Origin of the sequence: Actinosynnema sp. NPDC023658 (genome assembly GCF_040639995.1) — a bacterium.
Classification (GTDB): Bacteria; Actinomycetota; Actinomycetes; order Mycobacteriales; family Pseudonocardiaceae; genus Actinosynnema.
In genome coordinates this window covers 1-23514 of the sequence record NZ_JBFAAX010000018.1, presented here as the reverse complement: position 1 = coordinate 23514, position 23514 = coordinate 1, and the positions used below count along the sequence as shown (strand labels likewise).

At 72.5% G+C, this 23514-nt stretch carries 24 protein-coding genes and 2 tRNA genes; 19 read left to right on the top strand and 7 right to left on the bottom strand.

Features of this window, described 5'->3' with window-relative positions:
• Window positions 1–30: 30 nt before the first annotated feature.
• Together AB0G02_RS04370 and AB0G02_RS04365 are read right to left on the bottom strand one after the other, a co-directional pair.
• Entirely contained in the window at window positions 31–366 is a 336-nt protein-coding gene (locus AB0G02_RS04370; RefSeq protein WP_360789157.1) for a hypothetical protein, read from the bottom strand.
• A gap of 24 nt (window positions 367–390) precedes the next feature.
• Window positions 391–1383, bottom strand: coding sequence for a tetratricopeptide repeat protein (locus AB0G02_RS04365; protein WP_360789154.1), 993 nt, complete (start codon window positions 1381–1383; stop codon window positions 391–393).
• Between the two features lie 166 nt (window positions 1384–1549).
• On the opposite strand from AB0G02_RS04365, the gene AB0G02_RS04360 reads away from it, so the two are divergent.
• The 8 genes from AB0G02_RS04360 to AB0G02_RS04325 all read left to right on the top strand — a co-directional run bounded on the left by AB0G02_RS04360 (window position 1550) and on the right by AB0G02_RS04325 (window position 8360).
• Window positions 1550–2020 carry a MarR family winged helix-turn-helix transcriptional regulator gene (locus AB0G02_RS04360; protein WP_360789151.1) on the top strand — a complete coding sequence of 157 codons (471 nt, stop codon included), beginning with the start codon at window positions 1550–1552 and terminating at the stop codon, window positions 2018–2020.
• A gap of 223 nt (window positions 2021–2243) precedes the next feature.
• Window positions 2244–2447: a hypothetical protein gene (locus AB0G02_RS04355; RefSeq protein WP_360789148.1), complete on the top strand. Its 204-nt coding sequence runs from the start codon at window positions 2244–2246 to the stop codon at window positions 2445–2447.
• A gap of 66 nt (window positions 2448–2513) precedes the next feature.
• Window positions 2514–3002, top strand: a complete 489-nt coding sequence (locus tag AB0G02_RS04350; protein WP_360789146.1) for a hypothetical protein — start codon at window positions 2514–2516, stop codon at window positions 3000–3002.
• A complete protein-coding gene (locus tag AB0G02_RS04345; protein ID WP_360789143.1) occupies window positions 2999–4579 on the top strand; it encodes an AMP-binding protein in 1581 nt (526 codons plus the stop codon). The genes AB0G02_RS04350 and AB0G02_RS04345 overlap by 4 nt, the downstream gene beginning before the upstream one ends.
• A 29-nt stretch (window positions 4580–4608) precedes the next feature.
• Window positions 4609–5946: a LuxR C-terminal-related transcriptional regulator gene (locus AB0G02_RS04340; RefSeq protein ID WP_360789140.1), complete on the top strand. Its 1338-nt coding sequence runs from the start codon at window positions 4609–4611 to the stop codon at window positions 5944–5946.
• 223 nt (window positions 5947–6169) lie between these two features.
• Window positions 6170–6319, top strand: a complete 150-nt coding sequence (locus tag AB0G02_RS04335; RefSeq protein ID WP_360789138.1) for a hypothetical protein — start codon at window positions 6170–6172, stop codon at window positions 6317–6319.
• Window positions 6320–6378: 59 nt separating this feature from the next.
• Complete coding sequence (locus AB0G02_RS04330; RefSeq protein ID WP_360789135.1) at window positions 6379–6870, top strand: PH domain-containing protein; 492 nt, start codon at window positions 6379–6381, stop codon at window positions 6868–6870.
• Window positions 6867–8360, top strand: coding sequence for a PH domain-containing protein (locus tag AB0G02_RS04325; protein ID WP_360789132.1), 1494 nt, complete (start codon window positions 6867–6869; stop codon window positions 8358–8360). The genes AB0G02_RS04330 and AB0G02_RS04325 overlap by 4 nt, the downstream gene beginning before the upstream one ends.
• A gap of 43 nt (window positions 8361–8403) precedes the next feature.
• Here the strand turns inward: AB0G02_RS04325 and AB0G02_RS04320 are convergent, their stop codons facing one another.
• Window positions 8404–9396, bottom strand: a complete 993-nt coding sequence (locus AB0G02_RS04320; protein ID WP_360789205.1) for a DJ-1/PfpI family protein — start codon at window positions 9394–9396, stop codon at window positions 8404–8406.
• Window positions 9397–9449: 53 nt separating this feature from the next.
• On the opposite strand from AB0G02_RS04320, the gene AB0G02_RS04315 reads away from it, so the two are divergent.
• Window positions 9450–10745: an MFS transporter gene (locus AB0G02_RS04315; RefSeq protein ID WP_360789130.1), complete on the top strand. Its 1296-nt coding sequence runs from the start codon at window positions 9450–9452 to the stop codon at window positions 10743–10745.
• Here the strand turns inward: AB0G02_RS04315 and AB0G02_RS04310 are convergent.
• Window positions 10677–12218, bottom strand: a complete 1542-nt coding sequence (locus AB0G02_RS04310) for a helicase HerA-like domain-containing protein (protein WP_360789127.1) — start codon at window positions 12216–12218, stop codon at window positions 10677–10679. The two genes, AB0G02_RS04315 and AB0G02_RS04310, sit on opposite strands and share 69 nt — an antisense overlap.
• An 83-nt stretch (window positions 12219–12301) precedes the next feature.
• Here AB0G02_RS04310 and orn point away from each other — a divergent pair, with 83 nt between their 5' ends.
• The 3 genes from orn (at window position 12302) to AB0G02_RS04295 (ending at window position 14785) form a co-directional block, all read left to right on the top strand.
• Entirely contained in the window at window positions 12302–12913 is a 612-nt protein-coding gene (gene orn / locus AB0G02_RS04305; RefSeq protein ID WP_360789125.1) for an oligoribonuclease, read from the top strand.
• Between the two features lie 62 nt (window positions 12914–12975).
• Window positions 12976–13051: transfer RNA gene (locus AB0G02_RS04300), tRNA-His, on the top strand.
• 102 nt (window positions 13052–13153) lie between these two features.
• Complete coding sequence (locus AB0G02_RS04295; RefSeq protein WP_360789122.1) at window positions 13154–14785, top strand: ABC-F family ATP-binding cassette domain-containing protein; 1632 nt, start codon at window positions 13154–13156, stop codon at window positions 14783–14785.
• A 17-nt stretch (window positions 14786–14802) separates the two neighbouring features.
• Here the strand turns inward: AB0G02_RS04295 and AB0G02_RS04290 are convergent, their stop codons facing one another.
• Complete coding sequence (locus AB0G02_RS04290) at window positions 14803–16005, bottom strand: Ig-like domain-containing protein (RefSeq protein WP_360789120.1); 1203 nt, start codon at window positions 16003–16005, stop codon at window positions 14803–14805.
• Between the two features lie 234 nt (window positions 16006–16239).
• On the opposite strand from AB0G02_RS04290, the gene AB0G02_RS04285 reads away from it, so the two are divergent.
• Window positions 16240–16312, top strand: a tRNA-Lys gene (locus AB0G02_RS04285).
• A gap of 210 nt (window positions 16313–16522) precedes the next feature.
• Here AB0G02_RS04285 and AB0G02_RS04280 read toward each other — a convergent pair.
• Window positions 16523–17194, bottom strand: coding sequence for a hypothetical protein (locus tag AB0G02_RS04280; protein WP_360789117.1), 672 nt, complete (start codon window positions 17192–17194; stop codon window positions 16523–16525).
• 83 nt (window positions 17195–17277) lie between these two features.
• Here AB0G02_RS04280 and AB0G02_RS04275 point away from each other — a divergent pair, with 83 nt between their 5' ends.
• From AB0G02_RS04275 to AB0G02_RS04250, 6 genes are all read left to right on the top strand, one after another.
• Window positions 17278–18399 carry a DUF2786 domain-containing protein gene (locus AB0G02_RS04275; RefSeq protein WP_360789114.1) on the top strand — a complete coding sequence of 374 codons (1122 nt, stop codon included), beginning with the start codon at window positions 17278–17280 and terminating at the stop codon, window positions 18397–18399.
• A 48-nt stretch (window positions 18400–18447) separates the two neighbouring features.
• Complete coding sequence (locus AB0G02_RS04270) at window positions 18448–19164, top strand: hypothetical protein (RefSeq protein ID WP_360789112.1); 717 nt, start codon at window positions 18448–18450, stop codon at window positions 19162–19164.
• 130 nt (window positions 19165–19294) lie between these two features.
• Window positions 19295–19681, top strand: coding sequence for a very short patch repair endonuclease (locus AB0G02_RS04265; RefSeq protein WP_360789202.1), 387 nt, complete (start codon window positions 19295–19297; stop codon window positions 19679–19681).
• A 14-nt stretch (window positions 19682–19695) separates the two neighbouring features.
• Window positions 19696–20784 (top strand): DNA cytosine methyltransferase, encoded by a 1089-nt coding sequence (locus tag AB0G02_RS04260; protein ID WP_360789199.1) that lies wholly within the window; start codon window positions 19696–19698, stop codon window positions 20782–20784.
• 60 nt (window positions 20785–20844) lie between these two features.
• Complete coding sequence (locus tag AB0G02_RS04255) at window positions 20845–21375, top strand: hypothetical protein (protein ID WP_360789109.1); 531 nt, start codon at window positions 20845–20847, stop codon at window positions 21373–21375.
• Window positions 21376–21414: 39 nt separating this feature from the next.
• Window positions 21415–21684, top strand: coding sequence for a GlsB/YeaQ/YmgE family stress response membrane protein (locus AB0G02_RS04250; RefSeq protein ID WP_360789106.1), 270 nt, complete (start codon window positions 21415–21417; stop codon window positions 21682–21684).
• Between the two features lie 1219 nt (window positions 21685–22903).
• Here AB0G02_RS04250 and AB0G02_RS04245 read toward each other — a convergent pair.
• Entirely contained in the window at window positions 22904–23449 is a 546-nt protein-coding gene (locus tag AB0G02_RS04245) for a carboxymuconolactone decarboxylase family protein (RefSeq protein ID WP_360789103.1), read from the bottom strand.
• Window positions 23450–23514 lie beyond the last annotated feature (65 nt).

The following is a 23514-nucleotide window of genomic DNA, read 5'->3' as shown; positions in this document are numbered from 1 at the left end:
GAACCTCCGGGTGAGGTGAACGGGGTGGGTTCAGCTACCGGAGGTCGGGGGCGGTGCGCGTTCACCCAGCGGCGTGCGGCCGTCGCGCTCGGGCGTGCGGTGGGTCGGGTCGACGACGTCCGCCCGCACCGGCGGCGCGGGCGTGGCGTGGACGGGTGGCTGGACGCCGTCCAGCGGTTGACCGGCGTGGACCTGCACCGGGTGGGCGGCGTTGGCGCCGCGGGCGGCCGTGCCGGGCAGGTGGGCGACGTCCGCGGTCGAGGAGACCGCGACCGCGACGGCGTCGACGGGTGTGGTCGGGCCTGGTCCGAGCACCACGACACCCGCGATCATCGCCAGGATCGCGAGCAACGCGCGTCGGGTCATCGGCCCTCCTCCCCGGCGTCCAGGTTAGCGACCGCCGCCGAGCACGACGACCGCTCCGCCCACCAGGGCACACAGCCAGGCGACCACGAGCGGCTGCATCGTGGTCGCGCCGAGGAGGAGCGCGACCGTCCAGCCGAGGAGGACCAGCGCGGACAGCCCGAACATCGCCACCGTCACAGCGACCTTCGGCCGGTGCAGGGGCAGCCGCACCACGGCCCGCCGGACCGCGCCCCCGGCCCGCAGCAGCGGCAGCCCCACGACGGCCAGGCAGGCGACGACGAGCAGTCCGGAGAACCAGCCGAGCAGCGGCGTCGGCTTCGGCATGCCCGCCAGCAGCAGGATCAACCCGCCCGCGACGAGCAGGGCGGCGAGCCGGGACAACGTCGGCCAGACCAGGACGTGGGCGGCGTGCAGGGCTTCGCGGGACGGCGGCGGCATCGGTGCGCCACCCCGTTTGCGCCGCACGGTGGTGAGGTTGGCGCGCACGTCGTCGTCGGTCGGGTCGAGGCGCAACGCGGTGCGGTAGGCGCGTTCGGCCGTGCCCCAGTCGCGCACGCGCAGCGCGGCGTCACCCAGCACCTGGAACGCGCGGGCCTCCGTCGGCGCGAGGTGCGCGGCCTCGCGCGCGACCTCCACGGCTTCCCGCTGCCCGTCGGACGTGTTCGCCAGCACCTCGGCCAGCACGACCTGGCAGCGCCAGTCGCCGGGCTTGCGCCGCGCGCACTCCCGTGCCGCGACCACGGCTTCGCGGTGGCGGCCGAGTTCGCTCAACGCCAACGCGGTCAACCGCTGGGCCCACACCGCGTCGCCGTCGAGGACCAGCGCGCGCTTGGCCGCGTTCAGCGCCGGATCCGGCTCCCCCGCGTCGAGGTGGGCGGCGGCGAGCCGGCACCACGCCTCACCGTGCAGGGGGTTCACCGCGAGAGCGGGCCGGAGCAGGTCGATCGCCTGGTGCGGCAGACCACGAGCGGTCAACTCGGCGGCACGCATCACGACCGCGGCGATCGGCTCCACCATGAGAAGAGTGTCCCAGCCGTGGAAACCGCACCCCTTCGGGTGACGGGCCGACCCCCTGACGGTCCGCCACCCGAAGGAACCTCCCGATCGAGAACTTATGAGCTTTTTCGTTCCGAGTCAAGATGTTCCGAGCTGAGAATATCCTACCTCCGCGTATGATTGCGGCATGGACCACCCCGCCGACGGCGACTGCACCAGCCGAACGGGCCTCAACTGGCTGCTGCACCGCGCGGCGCAGAAGCTGGGCGCGGTCGCGCAGGAGGCGGCGGGGCGGCACGGCATCACCACGCGCGGCCAGGTCGTGCTGACCGCGCTGGTCAGCGAGGAGTTCCGGCGCACGCAGCTCGCGCTCGGCCACGCGCTCGGCCTGGACAAGACCACGCTGACGGCCGAGCTGGACCGGTTGGAGCGCGCAGGCCTGGTGGTGCGCAAGCCCGATCCCCACGACCGGCGCGTCCGCGTGGCCGCGATCACCGAGCGGGGACGGGCCGTCCAGCGCGAGGTCGACGCGCTGCACGTCGAGGTGGAACGGGAGTTCACCGCCGAGCTGACGCCCGAGGAGAACCGCGCGCTGCACACGCTGCTGCGCCGCCTGATCACGTTCGACCACGGCCCCGACAGCGGCTCCTGCCTGTGACGCCCTGACCGCTGCCGCGGCCCGATTATCACGATCCGTTGCAGTCCAAGCTTTTCTCACCCATCCAGGTGACTGCGGTGATGACTGCGTGCGACGCTGTCGACAGCTCGGCGCGGTCGCCCGACGGTTCCCCGTCATGGCACCACACCGCGCGCGTCCCTCCCCCGGGAGCGCCCGGGTCGGTCCGAGCACACCGCGTCGAGACAGCTGGAGGTTGGGGGCCGTGAGTACTGGCAAGGAGTGGCAGATCACCTGCCGCGACATCGCGTCACGTCGCCGCGACATGACCGTCTTCGTCAGCCAGGGGCACGTCGTCGTGACCGTGCCGCCGGGCGAGGCGGCCGTGCTGACGCCGTTGGAGGTGGGACGCCTCCGCGCGGCCCTGCGCGACGCGGTGGTGAACGCGTCCGGCACCCCGGAGAGCTGATCGTCGGCGTCCCGATTTCACCCCGCGCCCTTCCTACTCGCGGGTAGGTAATGTCAGTATCGGGTCGTGAGCACCTACTTCGTCACCGGCGCGACGGGTTCCCCCGGCAGGGGCCCGGTCGCCGGGCTGCAGCGCCGACCGGACTGCGAGCGGGCGTTCGCGCTGGTCAGGCCTCGTTCGGCGGACCGGCTGGAGCGGCACCACGAGCCGACCCCGGTACTGGACGCCCCCACCTCGACCTTCGACCCCGACCGGGGCGCGCGGGAACGGCGGTCCGGTCACGTCTCCGGCGCGGGCTTGCGGATCACCACGCCGCGGTCCTCCCCCCACCCGGCCCCGAAGAGCGAGCTGGACGCGTTCAGCCGGGTGGCGGCTAGCGAGACGGTGGCTCGCGGTGTCACGTTCACCTCCGTGCGGATGCCGCTGGTGCGAACGCCCGTGATCGGGCCGACGAAGGTCTACGACGCGTTCCCGGCGACGCCGCCGGAGCGGGGTTCACCGACGGCCGAGGTCGCCGCGGGGCTCGCCCGCCCGGTCCTGCGGGCCGCCCGGTGAACCGGGTGGTGGGTGCGCTGCGCGCGTTGGCGACGCTGGTGCGCGCCGGTGTCGTGCGGCCGATGGGCCCCGGCCGGCTGCTCGGCGTCGTGGACGCCTACCTCAGGTGGGACATCACGGTGGCGTTCGGGTTCGCGCACGGCGCGGCCCGTCACCCCGACCGGCCCGCGATCGTCGACGACGCGGGCACGCTCACCTACGCCGAGGTCGACGAGCGCACCACGCGGCTCGCGCACGGCCTGCACGACCTGGGCGTGCGGGCGGGTTCGAAGGTCGCCGTGCTGTGCCGCAACCACCGCGGCTTCGTGGAGAGCATGGCCGCCTGCGTGAAGCTGGGCGCGCACACCGTGCTGCTGAACACCGGGTTGAGCGCGGCGCAGATCGCCGTGGTGCTGCGCGAGCAGGACGTGTCCGTGGTCGTGGCCGACACCGAGTTCCGCGACCTGCTGACCCACGCGCCGCGCAAGGTGCGCCGGGTGATGGCGTGGGTCGAGGGCACCACCAAGAGCAAGACCCTGGAGCAGCTCATCGCCGGCTCCCCCGCCACGCCGCTGCCCAAGCGCCCGCCGCGCGGCCGGATGATCGTGCTCACCTCCGGCACCACCGGAGCGCCCAAGGGCGCCAAGCGACCCGAACCGGCGAGCCTCGCGCCCGCCGCCGCGTTGCTGTCGCGCATCCCGCTCAAGGCGGGCGACCGGTTCTCCGTGCCCGCGCCGCTGTTCCACACGTGGGGGCTGGCCGCGTTCCAGATCGGTCTGGTGCTCGGCGCGACCTTCGTGCTGCGCCGCAGGTTCGACCCGGCGCTCGCCCTCGCCGACGCCCGCGCGCACGGCAGCGACGCGCTGTTCGTCGTGCCCGTGATGCTGCAACGGATCCTCGAACTGACCGGACGGCCGCACCTGCCCCGGCTGCGGGTGATCGCGTCCAGCGGCTCGGCGCTGCCGCCACCCGTGGCCCGGCGGTGCCTCGACGACTTCGGTCCGGTGCTCTACAACCTCTACGGCTCCACCGAGGTGTCGTGGGTGAGCATCGCCCGGCCCGACGAGCTGGCCCGCCACCCGGACACCGCGGGCGTGCCGCCGCACGGCACCCGGCTGCAAATCCTGGACGAGGACGGCGAACCGGTGCCCGCCGGCGCGACCGGGCGCATCTTCGTGGCCAACGAGATGCTGTTCGACGGCTACACCAACGGTGGCGGCAAAGAGGTCCGCGACGGGCTGATGTCCACCGGCGACGTCGGCTACCGCAACGAGGCCGGGCTGCTGTTCGTCGCCGGCCGGGACGACGAGATGATCGTCTCCGGCGGCGAGAACGTGTACCCGCGCGAGGTCGAGGACCTGCTCGCCGGACTGGCCGGGGTGCGCGAGGTGGCCGTGGTCGGCGTGCCGGACGAGAAGTTCGGGCAACGCCTCGCCGCGTACGTCGTCCGCGAGGAACCGGGCGCGCTGGACGAGGACGCGGTGCGCGAGCACGTGCGCGGCAACCTGGCCAGGTTCTCCGTGCCGCGCGAGGTGGTCTTCCTCGACGCCCTGCCGCGCAACGAGACGGGGAAGGTGCTCAAGCGGGAGCTGCGGTGAGTACGCTCGGTGCGGGGGCGAGGCAGACCATGACCATTCCCGTCCAGCGCGCGGCCGACCCGCGCGAAGCCGCGGTGTCCAACCTGCGCGAGGCGCGGATGGCGCTGGACGAGGGCCGCCCCGGCGACGCGTTGGAGTCCGCCGAGAAGGCGGTGGCCGCGTTCTCCTGGTTGGACGACGCCGAGGGCGTGGCGCACAGCGTGCTGGCGCAGTCGGTGGCGCTCGGCAAGCGCGGCCTGCTGCCCGGCGCGCTGGACACGATCGACCGCGTGCGGCGGATCGCGACGGCCAACCGGCACGTCGGCCTGCAGGCGTGGTGCGACTACTCGCAGGCCGTGGTGGAGCTGCGGCTGGACTCGCGCGAGCGGTCGCTGCACTCGTTGGCCCGCGCCCTGGGCCTGGCCGAGCTGACCAAGGACGTCGAGCTGATCGGCTCGATCCTGTTCGAGCAGGCCACCGTGCTGCGCACGCAGTACCACGAGCACTGCATGGTGCGCACGGCGGCGAGCCGGTGCAGCCCGGACGGCGAGCCGTGCACCCGCAAGCTGCGCCGGGCGGAGGCGCTGTGCGCGCAGGTGCGGGACCGGTGGAAGCACCTCGACCAGCCGCTGCGGATGGCCAGGCTGAACCTGCTGCTGACGCACGTGCGGCTGGACGTCGGGGACGTCGAGCGGGCGCTGCGCTCGTGCCAGCGGGCCGACCGGCTGCTGACCGGGCAGGAGCGGCCCGTGCTGCGGGCCGAGCTGCTGATGGCGCGGGCCCGGATCAACGGCGCGCGCGGGCGCTACGACGACCAGGTGCTGCTGCTCACGCGTGCCGCCGAGCTGGCGATGGGCGTGCTGGCGCGGGAAGTCGCGGTCCGGGCGCACGGCGCGCTGAGCGTGGCGCACGAGCGCGCGGGCCGGTTGGACAAGGCGCTGCACCACGCCCGGTCCCAACTGGAGCAGTACCGGTTGTGGGAGTTGCAGGAAGGCCGGGACCTGCTGCGGATGCGCGAGCACGACCTGTCCGCGCGGCTGGTGGACCAGTTGGCCGACCGCGCGTTCGGGCCGCACGGGCAACCGGGGTCGGCCCGGTCTGCGCGACCCGACCTCCTGCGCAGCTCCGGCACCGCCGAGCAGGACAACCGGCGGATCGCGCGGGGGTTGCGGGCCGGGCTGACCAAGCGCGGCATCGAGGTGCTGCGGCGGGTCGCGTCCGGTGAGAGCACCACGGCCATCGCGGCGGAGCTCGGGCTGTCGCCGAAGACCGTGCAGAACCACCTCCAGCGCATCTACCGGACGATCGACGTGCGCGACCGGGCGGGTGCTGCGGTCTGGTGGGTGGACCTGGACGAGGACGCCCGCGCACGGACCGCGCTGGACTGAGTGACCTCCGGGATCCCGGCTCGTTGACAGTAGTGGTGTGACGTCCCCGACGATCGGCGCGGCCGGTCCGGGGGTATTGCCCAGTGGACGGAGTCGGAAGTGGGTGATGACCGCCATGACCCCGGTGTGCCATGCTCCGCTTGGACGCCTGCGGGCGTCACCCGCGGATCTGGTCCGGCTCCCCCCTGCCGACGAAGCCGCTACGATCGAACGGAGTTCGACGATGGTTGTGCACTCCCTGCACAAGATCATGGCCGCGCTCGCCATCTGCGCCGGCCTCACGGTCGTCGCCGGTGTGCCCGCCGCCGTCGCCGTCCAGGGCGGGAACGCCACGGCCAAGGTCTTCCAGGCGCCCTACAGCCCGCAACCCTGAACGGTCTCGAGGCCGAGTCCACGCGCACGCGGACTCGGCCTTGAGGCACAGTGGACGGCGTGAGCAACGAAGTGGTGCGCCTGCGTGCGCCGCGGCACCAGGTGAGCCGCAGGTCGATCACGCTCTGGACCCTGCACGCGGTGATCGGGTGGACGGTGCTGCTGGTGCCGCAGCTGGTCGTGCTGATCTTCGCCTCGTCGCCGTGGCAGGTCACGGCCGCGATCGCGACCCTGGTGCTGGGCACCGCGCACACCCTGGTGATGCCGCGCTGGCGCTACCGGGTGCACCGCTGGGAGGCCACCCCGGACGCGGTGTACACGCTGGTCGGCTGGCTGAACCAGGAGTGGCGCATCGCGCCGGTCTCGCGCATCCAGACCGTGGACACCAAGCGCGGTCCTCTCCAGCAGCTGCTCGGCCTGTCGACGGTCACCGTGACCACCGCCTCGGCCGCGGGCCCGGTGCTCATCGAGGGCCTCGACCACGCCGACGCGGTGCGGTTGGCCGACGAGCTGACCACGACCACCCAGGCCACGCCGGGTGATGCCACGTGAGCACCGACCTGCCCGCCGCGCCGGAGTACGCCGAGCCGGTGGTGGACTGGCACCGGCTGGACGTGCGGATGCTCGTCGTCCGCCCGCTGAACGAGCTGCTCGGCCTCGTCCCGGTGTTCCTCGGCCTGCTCGTGCTGGGCAAGGGCGAGGGGTGGCGGATCCTGACCAGCGTCGGCGTGATCGTGGCGATCGTGCTGTTCGGACTGCTGCGCTGGCTCACCACCCGGTACCGGATCACCACCGAGCAGGTCGAGATGCACACCGGTCTGTTCGTGCGCAAGCGGTTGGCGGTGCCGCGCGACCGGATCCGCACGGTCGACCTGACCGCGAAGCTGGGGCACCGGCTGTTCGGGCTGTCCGCGATCCGGGTCGGCACCGGGCAGCGCGACCAACCCGGCGAGGACGGCCTGACGCTGGACGCGGTGTCGTCGGCCGAGGCGGAACGGCTGCGCGTGCTGCTGCTCACCATCGCCAAGGCGGAAACCCCGACGACGGACGAGGTCGTGCCGGAACGGCCGGGCGTCGTGCTGTCCAAGTGGGACAACCGGTGGCTGCGGTACGCGCCGTTGACGTTGTCCGGGCTCGTGGCGGCCGGTGCGCTGTTCGGCTTCGCGATGAACTTCGCGCGGGAGCTGGACATCGAGGTGCTGGATCCGATGACCCGGGCCGCGCACTGGATCGCGGACCAGCCGCTCGGGCTCACCATCGCGCTGTTCGCCGGCGTGGTCCTGGTGGTCGCCACGTTCGGCTCGGTGCTGGTGTACGTGGTGCAGTTCTGGGGCTACCGGCTGACCCGTGAGCCGGACGACACGGTCCGGGTGCGCCGCGGCCTGCTCACCACGCGCTCGGTTTCCGTTGCCGAACAACGACTTCGCGGCGTGGAGCTGGTCGAACCGCTGCTGCTGCGGGCCGGGCGCGGTGCGCACGCCAAGACGGTGACGACCGGCCTGGGCCGCAAGGGCGAGAGCAACCTGCTGCTGCCGCCCGCGCCGGTCGTGGAGGCGCACCGCGTGTCCGCGGAGGTGCTGCGGCAGGACGAGTCACCGACGCGGACGCCGTTGCGCCGTCACCCGGTGGCCGCGCTGCGCCGTCGACTGGTCCGCGCCGTCGTCCCGCTGCTGGTGCTCGCGGCGGTCCTGGCGTGGTTCGCGCCGAGCTGGACGTGGCAGGTCGTGCTGGCGCTGGTGCCGTTCTCCGCCGCCCTGGGCTGGGACCGGTACCGCTCGCTCGGCCACGCGCTGACCGAGCGCCACCTGCTCGCGCGGGCGGGGTCCGCGATCCGGGAAACCGTTGCGCTGCAACGCACCGGCATCATCGGCTGGCGGATCTCCCGGTCGTTCTTCCAGCGCCGCGCGGGCCTGGTGACGATCACCGCCACCACCGCCGCCGGTGACGGCGCCTACCACGTGGTCGACGTGGCCGAGGCGGACGGACTGGCGTTGGCCGACGAGGCCGTGCCCGACCTGCTGCGCCCGTTCCTGGAGCGGTGAGCGGGTCCCCCGCCGTCCTTCCCGGTCGAGCGGCACCGACGCGCTAGCCGGCCGAGCGGAACGTGGTGCGGTAGACGCTGGGCGCGACGCCGAGGGTCGCGCTCATCTGCTGCCGCAGCGCCGCGCCCGTGCCGAAGCCCGCGTGCCTGGCCACCTGGTCGACCGGCAGGTCCGTGGTCTCCAGCAGGTGCCTGGCCCGTTCCACGCGCTGCTGGGTGATCCACTTGCCGGGGCTCACCCCGGTCTCCTCGCGGAACCGGCGGGTGAACGTGCGCACGCTCATCCGGGCGTGCGCGGCCAGCGAGCGCAGTTCGAGGGACTCGTGCAGGCGTTCCATGGCCCACGCGCGGGCCGGTGCCGTGGACGTTTCGGTCCGGTCCGGCACCGGGCGCACGATGAACTGCGACTGGCCGCCCGGACGCCACGGCGGCACGACGCACCGGCGCGCGGCCATGTTCGCCACCCCGCTGCCGTGGTCGTGGCGCACGACGTGCAGGCAGAGGTCGATGCCCGCGCCGACGCCCGCCGAGGTGAGGATGTCGCCCTCGTCCACGAACAGCACGTCCGGGTCGAGGTCGACGGCCGGGAACAGGCGGCGGAAGTTGTCCGCGTGCGCCCAGTGCGTGGTGGCCCGCCGACCGTCCAGCAGACCGGCCGCGGCCAGCACGAACGCGCCCGTGCAGATCGACATGACCCGCGCGCCCCGGGTGGCCGCCGCGCGCAGTGCGTCCCGCACCGGCTCGTCGAGCGTGCCGTCCTCCAGCGCCCGCGCGCCGTAGTTCACGCCGACCACGATGACCGTGTCCGCCTCCGCCAGCAGCTCCAGGCCGTGATCCGGGGTGACGGTGAACCCGGCCGAGCTGCGCACCGGCCGCGCGCCGGGCGTGCAGATCCGCACCCGGTAGAAGCGGCGCTCCTGCTCGTCGCGGGCGGCGTTGAAGACCTGCGTCGGGGCGCCGAGGTCGAACGCCACCACCTCGTCCAGCGCGAGCACGGCGATCGAGTGGCGGTTGTCCATGGCCGGATCTTTGCACATGATGGCCATCGAGCCACTTTCCGGAGCACCTGGAATCACCGAGGCTTGCCCACGTGATTCGGAGCAGGCAGAACTGGGCATGGCTGGTGGCCGGCGTGGCCTTCATCGCGCTGATCGGCGCCGCGGCGTTCCGGGCGACCCCGGGCGCGCTGATCGAACCGCTGCAACGCGAGTTCGGCTGGTCCACCGGCACGATCGGCTTCGCCGTGTCGGTGAACCTGATGTTGTTCGGCCTGACCGCGCCGTTCGCCGCCGCGCTGATGGAGCGCTTGGGCGTGCGCAAGGTCGTGGCCTCGGCGTTGACTCTGGTCGCGGTGGGCAGCGGGTTGACCGTGTTCATGACCGAGGCGTGGCAGCTGGTGCTGTTCTGGGGCGTGCTGGTGGGCCTGGGCACGGGCTCGATGGCGCTGGCGTTCGTGGCGACCATCACCGGCCGCTGGTTCGTCAAGCACCGCGGCCTGGTCACCGGCATCCTCACCGCGGGCGGTGCGACGGGACAGCTGGTGTTCCTGCCCGTGGTGGCGGCGCTGTCGGAGTCGTCGGGCTGGCGCAGCGCGTCGATCGTGGTGTCCGTCGCGGCCCTCGCGGTGGTGCCGCTGGTGCTGCTGTTCCTCCGCGAGCACCCGGCCGACCTGGGCGTCCCGCCCTACGGCGGCGACGAGGTCGTGCCCGTGCCGGTCAGCACCGGCGGTGCGGCCCGACGGGCCATCGGCGCGTTGACGAGCGCGGCGCGCACCGGCCCGTTCTGGTTCCTCGCGGCGGGCTTCGCGATCTGCGGCGCGACCACGAACGGCCTGGTGGGCACCCACTTCATCCCCGCCGCGCACGACCACGGCATGCCCACCACGACGGCCGCGGGCCTGCTCGCGGTGGTCGGCATCTTCGACATCGTCGGCACGGTGGCGTCCGGCTGGCTCACCGACCGCGTCGACTCCCGCGTGCTGCTGGCCGTGTACTACGCGCTGCGCGGCGCGTCGCTGCTCCTGCTGCCGCAGCTGTTCAACGACTCAGTTCACCCGTCGATGCTGGTGTTCATCATCTTCTACGGCCTGGACTGGGTCGCCACCGTGCCGCCGACGGTGGCCCTGTGCCGCCAGGTGTTCGGCCTGTCCGCACCGGTCGTCTTCGGCTGGGTGTTCGCCTCGCACCAGGTCGGCGCCGCCGTCGCCGCCACGGCCGCCGGCCTCACCAGGGACCACTTCGGGAACTACACCCCGGCCTGGTACGTCGCCGGGGTGCTCAGCATCGGCGCCGCCTACCTGTCCATGAAGGTCAAGCGCTCACCGGCGCTTGCGGGAGGTCCCGAAGAGACCTCGGGTGATCTCACGCCCGAGGGCGCTCGCGGCTGAGCGGAAGAACGACTTCACCGCCGGGTTGCCGAGCACCTGCTCCACCACGCCCGGCTCGTCGCGGTCCGCCCGGCGCTCGCGCCCGGGTTCGTGGTCCGCCGGTGGCGCCTGCTCGGGTGCCGACCCGGGAGGCGCCACCTTCGCGGTCAGCTTCTCGTACGCCGACTCGCGGTCGACCGTCCCGGCGTACTCGCCGTGCAGCTCGGACGACTCGGCGGCCTGGCGGATCGCGTCCGACCCGATGGTGTCCATCAAGGACCGCGGCGCGCGCAGCCTGGTCCACGCGACCGGCGTCGGCGCACCCCGCTCGCTCAGCACCGTCACGACCGCCTCACCGGTGCCCAACGACGTCAACGCCTCCTCCAGCTCGTAGTGCGGCGTCGTCGGGTACGTCTTCACCGCCTTCGCCAACGCCGCCTGGTCGTCCGGCGTGAACGCCCGCAACGCGTGCTGCACCCGTGCGCCCAACTGCGACAGCACCGCGTTCGGCACGTCGGTCGGCAGCTGCGTGCAGAAGAACACCCCCACGCCCTTGGACCGGATCAGCTTCACCGTCTGGGTGATCCGCTCCAGGAACGCCTTGGACACGTCCGCGAACAGCAGGTGCGCCTCGTCGAAGAAGAACACCAGCTTCGGCCGGTCGAGGTCGCCCTCCTCGGGCAGCACCTCGAACAGCTCCGCCAGCAGCCACATCAGGAAGGTGGAGAACAGCGCGGGCCTGGTCTGCAACTCCGCCAGCTCCAGCAGCGAGACGACCCCGCGACCGTCGGCGTCCACGCGCATCAGGTCGCGCGGGTCCAGCTCCGGCTCACCGAAGAACGTGTCGCCGCCCTGCGCCTCCAGGTTCACCAACGACCGCAGGATCACGCCGGCCGTGGCCGACGAGACGCCGCCCAGGCCCTTGAGGTCCGCCTTGCCCTCGTCGGACGTGAGGTGGGTGATCACCGCCCGGAGGTCCTTGACGTCCAGCAGCGGCAGGCCGCGCGAGTCGGCCCAGTGGAAGACCAGCCCGAGCGTGGACTCCTGGGTGTCGTTGAGCCCGAGCACCTTCGACAGCAGGATCGGCCCGAAGCTCGTCACGGTCGCCCGCACCGGCACCGCCACCCCGCCCGTGCCCAGCGACAGGAACTGCACCGGGCACGCCCCCGGCTGCCAGTCGTCACCCGTTTCGGTGGCGCGCGCGGTGATCCGCTCACCGCCCTCGCCCGGTCGCGACAGGCCGGACAGGTCGCCCTTCACGTCCGCCATCACCACCGGGACGCCCGCCGCCGACAGCTGCTCCGCCATCAGCTGCAGCGTCTTGGTCTTGCCGGTGCCGGTGGCGCCCGCGACCAGGCCGTGCCGGTTCAGCGTGGCCAGCGGCAGCCGCACGTGCGCCGTCGGCTCCACCTCGCCGCCGACCAGCACCGCGCCGAGTTCGACCGCGGCGCCCTCCGTGGCGTAACCGGCAGCGATGTCGCTCTGGGCCGTCATCGCCCTGAGCGTAATGAGATTGGTAGGGGCCGCCACCCGAAGCGACGCGGGCGGGGAGCGGTGGGACGACTAGGCTCGCTCTGGTGATGGATCGCTTGGTGTGGATCGACTGCGAGATGACCGGCCTCGACCTGGGCAAGGACGCCTTGATCGAGATCGCGGCGCTGGTGACCGACGCGGAGTTGACCGTGCTCGGGGAGGGTGTCGACGTGGTGATCCACGCCGATGACACCGCGCTCGACTCGATGCCGGACGTCGTCATGCAGATGCACGCCAAGTCCGGCCTCACCGAGGAGGTGCGGCGGTCGACCGTGACGCTGGCCGACGCCGAGGCGCAGGTCCTGGCCTACATCAGGGAGTGGGTGCCGGACCCGCGCACCGCGCCGCTGGCGGGCAACTCGATCGCCACCGACCGCGGGTTCATCGCCCGCGACATGCCGGAGCTCGACGCCCACCTGCACTACCGGATGGTCGACGTGTCGTCGATCAAGGAGCTGTGCCGGCGCTGGTACCCGCGCATCTACTACGCGCAGCCGGGCAAGGGCCTGGCCCACCGCGCGCTGGCCGACATCAAGGAGTCGATCCGCGAGCTGGCGTACTACCGGCGCACGGCGTTCGTGCCGCAGCCCGGCCCGACGTCGGAGCAGGCGCAGGCCGTGGCCGCCGAGCTGCTGGCCGCCGACGGCCTGAAATAGGGTCGATTTCAGACCCGGCGGTAGGGCACTGTATGCTTCACGCGCCGGGTCAACCGGTCTTGGTGGGTGTAGCTCAGCTGGCAGAGCACTGGGTTGTGATCCCAGGTGTCGCGGGTTCAAGTCCCGTCACTCACCCCAAGCGGAACGCCCCTCGACGCCTCGTCGAGGGGCGTCTTCTTTGTGCCCGGTTCGCCCCAGCTTCCTGCCCGGTCCGTCCCAGCCAGCTGCCGTGGAGTTGTCATGAGCGCCACACTCGTCGCGAAGGACCTGGCCGCCGGGCACGGTGACCGGGTGCTGTTCTCCGGGTTGGACCTGGTCGTCGCCCCCGGTGACGTGATCGGCCTGGTCGGCGCCAACGGCGCGGGCAAGTCGACGCTGCTGCGGACGCTGGCCGGCCTGCTGCCCGCCGAGCAGGGCGTGGTCCGCCTGTCCCCCACGACCGCGACCGTCGGCCACCTGCCGCAGGAGCCGGACCGGCGTCCGGGCGAGACCGTGCGGGCGTTCCTCGGCCGCCGCACGGGCGTGACGGCGGCGCAGGCCGACCTGGACCGGGCGACCGACGCGCTGACCTCCGGGGCGGACGACGACGGCTACTCCGAGGCGTTGGAGCGGTGGCTGGCACTGGGCGGCGCGGACCTGGAGGAGCGGTCGCAGGAGGTCGCGGCCGAGCTGGGCCTGGACGTGTCGCTCGACCTGCCGATGACGGCGCTGTCCGGCGGCCAGGCGGCCCGCGTGAGCATGGCGTCGTTGCTGCTGAGCAGGTACGACGTGTTCCTGCTCGACGAGCCGACCAACGACCTCGACCTGGACGGCCTGGCCCGGCTGGAGCGGTTCGTGACGGGGCTGCGCGCGGGCGTGGTGGTCGTGTCGCACGACCGCGAGTTCCTGGCCCGCACGGTGACGCGGGTCGTGGAGCTGGACCTGGCGCAGCAGCAGGTGCGGTCCTACGGCGGCGGCTACGAGTCGTACCTGGAGGAACGGGAGATCGCGCGCCGGCACGCGCGGGAGGAGTACGAGGAGTACGCGTCGACGCGGTCGGCGTTGGAGGAGCGCGGCCGGGCGCAGCGGGCGTGGATGGAGAAGGGCGTGAAGAACGCCCGCCGCAAGGCCCCGGACAACGACAAGGTGGGGCGCAAGTTCCGCACCGAGGCAACCGAGAAGCAGGCGTCTAAGGCCCGGCAGACCGAGCGGCTGATCGAGCGGCTGGACGTGGTCGACGAGCCGCGCAAGGAGTGGGAGCTGCGGATGGAGATCGCCGCCGCGCCCCGGTCCGGCGCGGTGGTGGCGGTGCTGCGGGCCGCGGTGGTGACGCGGGGGTCGTTCACGCTGGGTCCGGTGGACCTCCAGGTGGACTGGGCCGACCGGATCGCCATCACCGGCGCCAACGGCTCGGGCAAGTCGACGCTGCTGGCGGCGCTGCTGGGTCGCGTCCCGGTGACGTCGGGGTCGTCGTCGCTGGGCTCCGGCGTGGTCGTGGGCGAGGTCGACCAGGCACGCGGCCTGTTCCTGGGCGACGAGCCGCTGCTGGACGCGTTCGGGGCGGCCGTGCCGGACCTCGTGCCCGCCGACGTCCGCACGCTGCTGGCCAAGTTCGGGCTGAAGGCGGTGCACGTGCTGCGGCCGGCGGCGTCGCTGTCCCCCGGTGAGCGCACCCGTGCCGCGTTGGCGCTGCTCCAGGCCCGCGGGGTGAACCTGCTGGTGCTCGACGAGCCCACCAACCACCTGGACCTGCCCGCGATCGAGCAGCTGGAGTCCGCGCTCGACTCCTACACCGGCACCCTGCTGCTGGTCACGCACGACCGGCGGATGCTGGACGCGGTGCACACGACCCGCCGCCTGGAGGTGGCGGCGGGTCGGGTGTCAGAGCTGTAGCGCCCCGGGGCCCCGGCTCAGCGGTTGCCCTTGACCCACTGGTCCCACGGGACCTGCCAGTCGCCGAAGCCGTCCCAGGGCTCCAGCACCGGACCTCCGGAGTTGGTGACGACCACCACGTCGCCCTGCTTGGCGTTGTCGAACACCCACTTGGCGTTCTCCGGCGACAGGTTCAGGCAGCCGTGGCTGACGTTGCGGTAGCCCTGGTCACCGACCGACCACGGCGCGCTGTGGAAGAAGATGCCGGAGTTGGACATCCGGGTGGCCCAGTCGACCGGCGTGACGTAGCCGCCCGCCTCCAGCGACAGGCCGTAGGTGCGGGAGTCCATCACCATGTGCGCGTGCTTCTCCGTGAGCACGTAGGTGCCCGTGGGGGTGGGGTTCTCCGCATTGCCCATGGAGGTCGGCATGGTGCGCACGACCTGGCCGTTGACCTTGGTGACGACCTGGTGCGTCTGACCGTCCGCCTCGTGGATCACCGCGTCACCGATCGTGGTGGTGATCACGCGGTCCTCTTCGCCGTAGACCCCGTTGCCGACGTGCTTGCCGTAGATCCGCGCGTTGATGGTGATCTTGGTGCCGGGGGTCCAGTAGTTCTGCGGGCGCCAGTGCACGGTCTTCTCGTCGAACCAGTAGAAGGCGCCCTCGACGCGCGGCTCGGTGGTGATCGAGATCATGGCCTCGGCGGCGGCCTTGTCCGCGATCGGCTCGTCGAAGTAGAAGGCGAGCGGCTGGCCCACGCCCACCGTCGTGCCGTCCTGCGGGTTGACCGAGAGGTAGGTCAACGTGCGCGGCTTGACGGTGCTGAAGGTCGAGGTCTTGGTGACCGGCTTGCCGTCCTCACCCTGGCCCGTCACGGCCAGCGTGTAGGTCTTCTGGTAGCCCAGCGGCTCGGTGTTGGTCCACTGCAGACCGTCCGGGCTGAGCTGACCGGCCACGGCCACGCCCTCGGGGTTGGTCAGCGACACCGCGGTGATCTTGCCGTCGGCGGCCGTGGCCACGACCGGCAGCCCGGGCGCGACGTCGACGGCCGCGTCCGCGGGGCCCGTGGTCAACGACACGGGCTTGGGCGGCGGTGTGGACGAGGTGGTGGTCGTCGCCGTGTCGCCGGCGGCGCCCCCGGACTCCGACGGGCCGGACGAACAGCTTGTGATCAACGTCGCAACCAGCCCGATCGCGACCATCCCCAGCGCTCCACGCGCCCCCCGCTTGCGGTGCATCCCCATCCTCCGGTTCATCCCCAGAACACCACGACAGCCTGCAACAGGAGTCCGCTGGCGTCCCCTGACAAGGTGACGCCTGGAGGGTTGACGATGTTGCCCGAGATGCTGGATCGTTACCAAGGCGAAGTTCCCCCTGCACCAGGGCGGCACACCAGCCCTGACCAGGCGATTGGGAGCCCGGTCGGACGCTGTGCTAATGTTCTCCGCGTCGGACAGAGCAAGACAGTCCGAGCGCCGCTAGCTCAACTGGCAGAGCAGCTGACTCTTAATCAGCGGGTTCGGGGTTCGAGTCCCTGGCGGCGCACAACACAGCGAGAGGGCCACCATTCCGGTGGCCCTCTCGCTGTTTATTCCGGTGCTTCTCCCGCTCTTCAGCGAGCCGGGCCATCCGCTTTCTCCCGGCCCCGGTGCCGAATTGCCGTCATGACCCGCCGTGTGGGCCGTTGACCTGCGAGAACGGTTCCACCAGCCCGCACCCGTCCCATTCCGGGCCGGTCGTCACGGCATTTCTTCCTCAGCCGAACGCGAGGGCGATCCGCCGACTCGCCAGCAGCCGGGTGCGTTGCACGTCACGATCCACGGAGGCGCCGTCGTGGCGGTCGAGGCGGTCGTAGGACTTGGCCAGCAGCCAGTGCGCCGCCTCTGCCCCTATAGGGGTGAGCGGGCCTTGTTCGGCCAGGCGACGGTGGGCCGTGGTGACGTTCCTGGTGACGAAGGCGGTCCTGATGATGCCGCCCGCGAGTTCGTCCATCAGGAACACCATGGCGTGCTGGTCAGCCGCGAACCGGTAGGCGCAGATCAGCGCCAGGTAGCCGGCATCCAGCGAGCGGTCGCAGATCCAGGCGCCGCCTGCGGTCAGGGCCGGGCCCGCGGGGGTGACGGCGTTCGCCGCCCACTCGCGCGGGCGGCCGGTGAGCACCGCGGCCAGCACGCGCAGCAGGGCGTGGTTGCGCCGGCTGGGCAGCGACACGGCGTACTCGATCAGGCCCGCCCAGAACTCCTCGTCCGGCCGCACGTCGGCCACCGCGCTGCTGACGGTCAACTCGGCTTCGAGGGGGTCCAGGAGCAGGGGCAGGGTGCGGCAGCGGTGGACGACCTGTCGTTGCGCCGTGGTCAGCGACGTCCCCTGTGGACGGTGCACCACCACGATCGGCCGCCGTTTCGGGGGCTGCGTCTTCCGGCTCACCGCGCGAGGCTGGCACGTCCGGGGCGTGCCGGACCGCAACGCGCACCGGCTGCGGCGACACCACACCCGAAAGAGGACAATCGGTGGTCGTGGACTCCCTGCGCGAGGCGTTGTGGCGGGCCGCGGCGAACCGCCGGGCCCGGCTGCCGCGCACCTCCTCCCTCCCACCGGCCGAAGTGGACGACGCCGTCCAGGCGGTGCTGAGGCGTGCCTTCGAGCACCTGTGGGACCACGGGTGGCTGCCTTACGACGTGTACGAGGTCGTGCGGCGGAACGAGGACGAGCGCGCGCTCTCGTTCCTGGTCGACTCGCTGGCGCTGGAGGCCTCCCGCTACTCCGCGTTGCACCCGCGCTGGCGGGAGCAGTTGGACGAGATCGAGGCGGTGGTCTGGTGGGACGTCGACCGGCCCCACCTCGACCAGTGGGCGAGCAGGCACATCGAGCTGCGCGACGACGCCGTGGCCGTCGCGGTGGCCGTGCTGGCGGTGCTGGTCACGTTGCCGGGTCTGCCGGTGATCGTGCCGAAGCCGGGCACGCCGCTGTCCGCGATCGACCACCACCACGTCGACCCGAAGATCCTCAACCGGGTGCGTGGGCTGCTGGCGAAGGCGGAGTCGACCGCGTTCCCGGACGAGGCCGAGGCGCTGTCGGCCAAGGCGCAGGAGCTGGTGACGCGGCACGCGTTGGAGCGGATGCCCTTGGAGGCGCCGACGACGACGTCACGCCGGTTGTGGCTGGACAAGCGGTACTTCGACGGCAAGGCGCAGGTCGTGCACGTGGTCGCGGAGGCCAACCGGTGCCGGGCCGTGGTGTACGACCTGGGGTTCGTGGCGCTGGTCGGGGAGGAGCTCGACCTGGAGATCGTGGAGCTGCTGTCGGCGTCGTTGCTGGTCCAGGCGACGCGGGCGATGGTGGCGGCGGGCGACAAGGCGCGCAAGGGCGACGAGGCGCGGTCGGCGGCGTTCCGCAAGTCGTTCCTGCTGGCCTACGCGCACCGGATCGGGGAGCGGCTGCGGGCGGCGAACGAGGGGCCGTCTGACGACGACCGCCTGCTGCCCGTGCTCGCGGAGCGCAAGAAGGCGGTGGAGGAGTACTTCGGCGCGATGTTCACCCGGACCGTCGCCAAGACCACGCCGGTGCGCAGCGCCGCGGGGTGGGACGCGGGTCGCTCGGCGGCCGACCGCGCGACCCTGTCGATCACCTGACCTGCGGATTCACCGGAACTGTCGGTGCCCGTCCGTACCCTCTGCGTCATGACCACCGCCCTGGAAGTGCGCCGGCTGTTCAACGTCACGCAGGAGACCCGGTTCCACTTCAACCACTGGTACGGCAAGCGCAAGCACGTCGTGGCGCACGTGATGGCGCACGAGTCCGTCGCAATCCACCGGATCACCGCGGACGAGGTCGAAGCCGCGTGCCGGAGCGCGCCGCGGCCCGGTCCGACCGACGTGCCGGAGATCCGGGAGTGGCGGCCGGACTTCGCGTTCGCGCACGTGGCGCACCACGTGGTCGAGGCGCTGGGCCGATTACCCGGCTGGCCCGAGTTCCGCGAGTTCTGCGAGGCGGACGAGACGGCGCGGGCGATGCTGTGGACGCCGGCGCGCGAGGTGATCGCGGAGGTGGGGCCGGAGGGGCGTGCCGCCCTGCGCAACCGCGTCGTGTCCGACTTCCTGGGGTTCCTGCGGGACGTGTACGTCGTCGCGGTGCTGCGCGGGCACGGGCTCGACGTGCGGGTGCACCCGTTGGCGGACACGGTGTTCAAGGTCGACGCCTGGGTGGAGCGGTTGATCCTGAACCCGCGCGGTGGGCCGCAGCGGTCGGAGGAGTTGCTGCTGCGCGCGATGCCGCCGTTCTTCTTCGCGGATCTGGGGGTCACCGGGTCCACCCAGGTCGGTGCGGCGGTGCTGCCGGTGCGGGCGCAGCTCGACCGCGCGGCGCGGAGGCTGCACGGGGTGCTGCACCCGGCGTGAGCGGGTTCGCGGGCGAGTCGTCCGGCACGGCGCTTCGGGCTCTTGCCGTGGCGGGCGCCGGCGGGTCGTACCCGTGAGCCATCATGGCGGGGTGCCGAACCTGGAGACGACGGACGACGTCCGCGCCCGGATGAGCAAGCAGCGCTCCCGCGACACGGGCATCGAGGTGGCGTTGCGGCGGGAACTGCACCGGCTCGGCCTGCGCTACCGGGTGCACCAGCGGCCGGTGCGCGCGGTCCGGCGCGAGGCGGACGTGGTGTTCGGGCCGGCCAAGGTGGCGGTGTTCGTGGACGGGTGCTTCTGGCACGGCTGCCCCGAGCACGGCACGTGGCCCAAGCGCAACGGCGAGTTCTGGCGGGCCAAGATCGAGGCGAACCAGGCCCGCGACGCGAACACCGACCAGGTGCTGGCGGAAGCGGGGTGGCTCGCGGTGCGGGTGTGGGAGCACGAGGACGCGTCGGTCGCGGCGAGTCGGGTGCGCGCCACGGTGCTGGCCCGACGCGGTCGGCTAGCCTGAAGCCCGTGCTGTCCATGATCGACCTGTTCGCCGGCTGCGGCGGCATGACCTCCGGGTTCGCCGCGGCGGGCGGTTACCGGCCGGTCATGGCGGTCGAGTGGGACCTGCAGGCGGCGGCGACGTACGCTGCGAACTTCGGTGAGGACCACATCCGGTGGGCCGACATCGCGGCCGTGCCGGACAGCGCGATCCCCGAGGTCGACGTGATCGTCGGCGGCCCGCCGTGCCAGGGGTTCTCGAACCTGGGCTCGAAGGACGTCAACGACCCGCGCAACTCGCTGTGGCGCGAGTACCTGCGGTTCGTGCGGAAGGCCCGGCCGTCGGTGTTCGTGATCGAGAACGTCGACCGCTTCCTGGCGTCGACGGAGTTCGCGCTGCTCCGGGACGAGACCGAGGGCTACGAGCTGAGCGCGGGCATCCTGCACGCGGCGGATTTCGGCGTGCCGCAACGCAGGCGGCGCGCGATCGTGATCGGTTCGCGGATCGGACGCATCCCGCTGCCCGCCGCGACCCACCCGCGCGACCGCTGGCACACGGTGGGCGACGTGCTGCGCGGCCTGCCGGAGCGGCCGGTGACGACCGCCCTGCCCGACTCGGTGGTGGAGTTCTTCGGCCGTGAGCTGCCGGGGCCGTTCAAGAGCCCGCAGCTGCACATCGGCCGCAACCCCACGCCGTTGTCGCTGGAGCGGTACCGCCACATCCCGCCGGGCGGCGGCCGGTTCAACCTGCCGCCGGAGCTGCTGCCGCGGTGCTGGCGGAAGAAGAAGACCGGCACGACGGACGTGATGGGCCGGATGCGGTGGGACCAGCCGTCGCTGACCATCCGCACCGAGTTCTACAAGCCGGAGAAGGGCCGCTACCTGCACCCGCAGTGGGAGCCGGGCGAGGACGGGCACCGGGTCGACCGCCCGATCACGCACCTGGAGGCCGCACGCCTGCAGAGCTTCCCGGACGACTTCGAGTGGTGCGGCTCGAAGATCGAGGTGGCCAGGCAGATCGGCAACGCCGTGCCGCCGTCGCTGGCCAGGGCCATTGCCGAGCATCTGAAGCCGTACCTGACGGGGTCCGAACCGACCGCGCCGAGCTGCCCGCTCTGCCCCTGAACCGGCCCCGGTCCGCGCAGCGCCCCGGAATTGTCGGACCCCTCCGCTAGCGTCATCACCATGACGACAACCACGTACGAGAATTCGGTCCGCGTCGGCTCCACGACCTACCAGCTGGTGGCCACGGCCGATCCGGAGCTGTCGGTGGACCTGTCCGGCGTCGACACCTCCGGTGCCCTGGTCGCCGAAGGCACGATCCGGCTGCCCTCGGACGCCGGCGCGAGGATCGGCAAGCTGCTGGCGCAGGTGCTGGAGGCCCTGGGCAAGCTCAGCGCGCCGTCGACCGCCTCGGCTCGCGGCCGCCCGGCCAACGCCAACCAGCCGTGGACCCGGGACCTGGACGCCGACCTGCGCACCGACTGGCTGGCCGCGACGGACGACACCCCGACGGCCGACCTGATCCGGTCGATCGCCAAACGCCTGGAACGCTCCCCCACCTCGATCAGGTCGAGGCTGGCGAGGGTGGGGTGCGACCCGGACGTCCCCGGTCGCGCGCTGTCGGACCAGGGTGCGGAGGTGCTCCGGGTTCAGGGTCGGCATCAGGGGCGGGTCAGGGGCAAACCCGATTCGGGAGGGGAGGCCCGGGAGTGATGCTCGTGGCAGACGCGTAGTACGAGGAAAGGACCTCTCGTGGAGATCACCGGGCTCATCTCGGCACTGTTCATCGGCGTGCTCATCGGTGGCCTGGGGCGGCTGGTCGTGCCGGGCAGGCAGCGGATCTCGATGGTGATGACCGTGCTGGTGGGCATCGCGGCGGCCCTGGTGGGCACGTTCGCGGCGTCGATCATCGGCGTGTCGGACACATCGGGCATCGACTGGATCGAACTGGCCCTCCAGGTCGGCCTGGCAGGCGTGGGCGTCACCGCCCTGGCCCGCAAGAGGTCCCTCCAGTACCAGTAACCGCCACAGCGGCCACCCAGCCCGCTACCGAGCCGCCGCCGACGCACCTGCGGCAGGCCGTGCCCCGGTCCAACCCCCGGCCGGCCTGCCCCACCACCGCCGCGCTCCGCCACTCCGGCTCAGACCTCCGGCTGTCGGGAACGCCGGACCGCGCCTGGGTCGGCGGGAACGCCGGACCTGACCTGCCGGGCGCATGACGGCAGCTCCGCACAAGACCAGGGGCGACGGCCCACGGCGGCAGGCGGTGGCGGTGCTGCCGGCGGTGGCGGTGCTGCTGGCGGGCGACGGTGAAGGCGGCGCGCGGTGAAGGCGGCGCGCGGTGAAGGCGGGGGCACGCTGCGCTGGCGGCGGTAGCGGCAGGCGCTGGCGGGTGGCGGCGCTGGCGGACCGTGCTGGCAGGCGGTGAAGGTCCGGTTGTCCCGGCGGGGGTCGGCTCGTTGCTGCCGCCGGGTGGACCGGGGTCACTCTCGGCCAGCCGGGGGTGCGGTCGTTGAGGGCTGTGGGTGAGTGTCGGATCAAGTGGGTGGTTGGCGGGCTGGCTCGGTGGGGTGGGTTGGGGGTGGTCGTGGGCGGGGCGCATAGTGCTGGTCGTGTTGGTGCTGCATGCCTTGGGCGTGGGTGGTGGGCGGGTCGGGGTTTGGGCTGAGGACGGGCTCTTGCCGGCTCGCGTCGGTGGCCGGTTGCCGAGGAGCGCGGTTCGGCATCCCTTCGCGGTTGACGGGGATGCGCTTGCCTCGCTGCTGGGTGGCGGTGAGGTCGGGGAGCTTTCCGTTCGGTTGCCGTCCTACGCCAGTGGGCCGGTCGAGTCTCCCGAGCTGGTCCGGGAGACCTCGGGTGGGCGACGGGGTGCCCTTCGGTGGCGGGAGTGGGTGGTTCCGGTCCTGTGGGTCGACGAACTGCCCGGCTCGTTGCCGGACTGCCGACTCGGGGCGTCCGGGAAGTTCCTGACCGAGCTACACGGGTTCGCGCACGAGCTGGTCCGGCGGGGGCGGGTGTTGCCGTCCATCGACGGTGACGGGTGCGCGCGGTGGCGGGCCGCTCTGTCCGGGGTGGACTCGGCGCGTTGCGCGGCGCTGCGGGCGAGTGTGCCGCCGTCGTTCCGCGCCGCCGGAGGGGACGGTGACCCGGTGCAGGAGGTGGGGGGCCCCCCGCGGGCCCCCCCCCGGCCGCCCGCCCCGGCCCCGCCGACGGTCAGCCGGTGGTGGTCAACGAGGGGTGATCAGGCCGAGCCGATGTAGCCGTCCGCCACGATCCGGCGGGCGGACTCCTCGTAGTCCTCCGGCCTCGCCACGAGCGTGCCGAGGCCGTCGACGTACCGGTTGAACATGCAGAACGCCGCCGCGATCAGCACGGTGTCGTGGATCTCGACGTCGGTCGCGCCCTGCGCCCGCGCCTGCTCCACCAGCTCGGTGGTGACCTTCCGCCCGGTCTCCTGCACCGCGCCCGCGATCCGCAGCAGCGACCGCAGCTTCTCCGACACCGGTGCGGCGTCGAGGTCCGCCCGCACCTGCTGCACCAGGGTCATGCCCTCGTCCAGCTGGGCGGCGGCGAACGCCGAGTGCGAGTCGCGGCAGAACGAGCACTCGTTCAGCCCCGACACGTAGGCCGCGATCAGCTCGCGCTCGCCGGCGGGCAGCGAGTTCGGTGCGCGCAGCAGGACTTCGGCCAACTCGTTGAGCGGCTTGGCCGTCTCGGGCCGGAACCGCATGGGACCGGTGATGCCGGGGAAAAGGGCCTCGTCCACGCCGAGGTCGATGTGCGCCATGGTGATCACGCTAGCGGCCGCCTGCCGCGCCGGGCCAGCGGGCGATCGGCCGCACTGCGTGCGGT

What these genes read in the sequence shown, in the direction of transcription:
- AB0G02_RS04370 (WP_360789157.1), bottom strand. Translation starts at nt 366, where the DNA reads ATGACCCGACGCGCGTTGCTCGCGATCCTGGCGATGATCGCGGGTGTC.
- AB0G02_RS04365 (WP_360789154.1), bottom strand. Translation starts at nt 1,383, where the DNA reads ATGGTGGAGCCGATCGCCGCGGTCGTGATGCGTGCCGCCGAGTTGACC.
- AB0G02_RS04360 (WP_360789151.1), top strand. Translation starts at nt 1,550, where the DNA reads ATGGACCACCCCGCCGACGGCGACTGCACCAGCCGAACGGGCCTCAAC.
- AB0G02_RS04340 (WP_360789140.1), top strand. Translation starts at nt 4,609, where the DNA reads ATGACCATTCCCGTCCAGCGCGCGGCCGACCCGCGCGAAGCCGCGGTG.
- AB0G02_RS04335 (WP_360789138.1), top strand. Translation starts at nt 6,170, where the DNA reads ATGGTTGTGCACTCCCTGCACAAGATCATGGCCGCGCTCGCCATCTGC.
- AB0G02_RS04320 (WP_360789205.1), bottom strand. Translation starts at nt 9,396, where the DNA reads ATGTGCAAAGATCCGGCCATGGACAACCGCCACTCGATCGCCGTGCTC.
- AB0G02_RS04310 (WP_360789127.1), bottom strand. Translation starts at nt 12,218, where the DNA reads ATGACGGCCCAGAGCGACATCGCTGCCGGTTACGCCACGGAGGGCGCC.
- AB0G02_RS04295 (WP_360789122.1), top strand. Translation starts at nt 13,154, where the DNA reads ATGAGCGCCACACTCGTCGCGAAGGACCTGGCCGCCGGGCACGGTGAC.
- AB0G02_RS04290 (WP_360789120.1), bottom strand. Translation starts at nt 16,005, where the DNA reads ATGCACCGCAAGCGGGGGGCGCGTGGAGCGCTGGGGATGGTCGCGATC.
- AB0G02_RS04270 (WP_360789112.1), top strand. Translation starts at nt 18,448, where the DNA reads ATGACCACCGCCCTGGAAGTGCGCCGGCTGTTCAACGTCACGCAGGAG.
- AB0G02_RS04265 (WP_360789202.1), top strand. Translation starts at nt 19,295, where the DNA reads ATGAGCAAGCAGCGCTCCCGCGACACGGGCATCGAGGTGGCGTTGCGG.
- AB0G02_RS04260 (WP_360789199.1), top strand. Translation starts at nt 19,696, where the DNA reads ATGATCGACCTGTTCGCCGGCTGCGGCGGCATGACCTCCGGGTTCGCC.
- AB0G02_RS04255 (WP_360789109.1), top strand. Translation starts at nt 20,845, where the DNA reads ATGACGACAACCACGTACGAGAATTCGGTCCGCGTCGGCTCCACGACC.
- AB0G02_RS04245 (WP_360789103.1), bottom strand. Translation starts at nt 23,449, where the DNA reads ATGGCGCACATCGACCTCGGCGTGGACGAGGCCCTTTTCCCCGGCATC.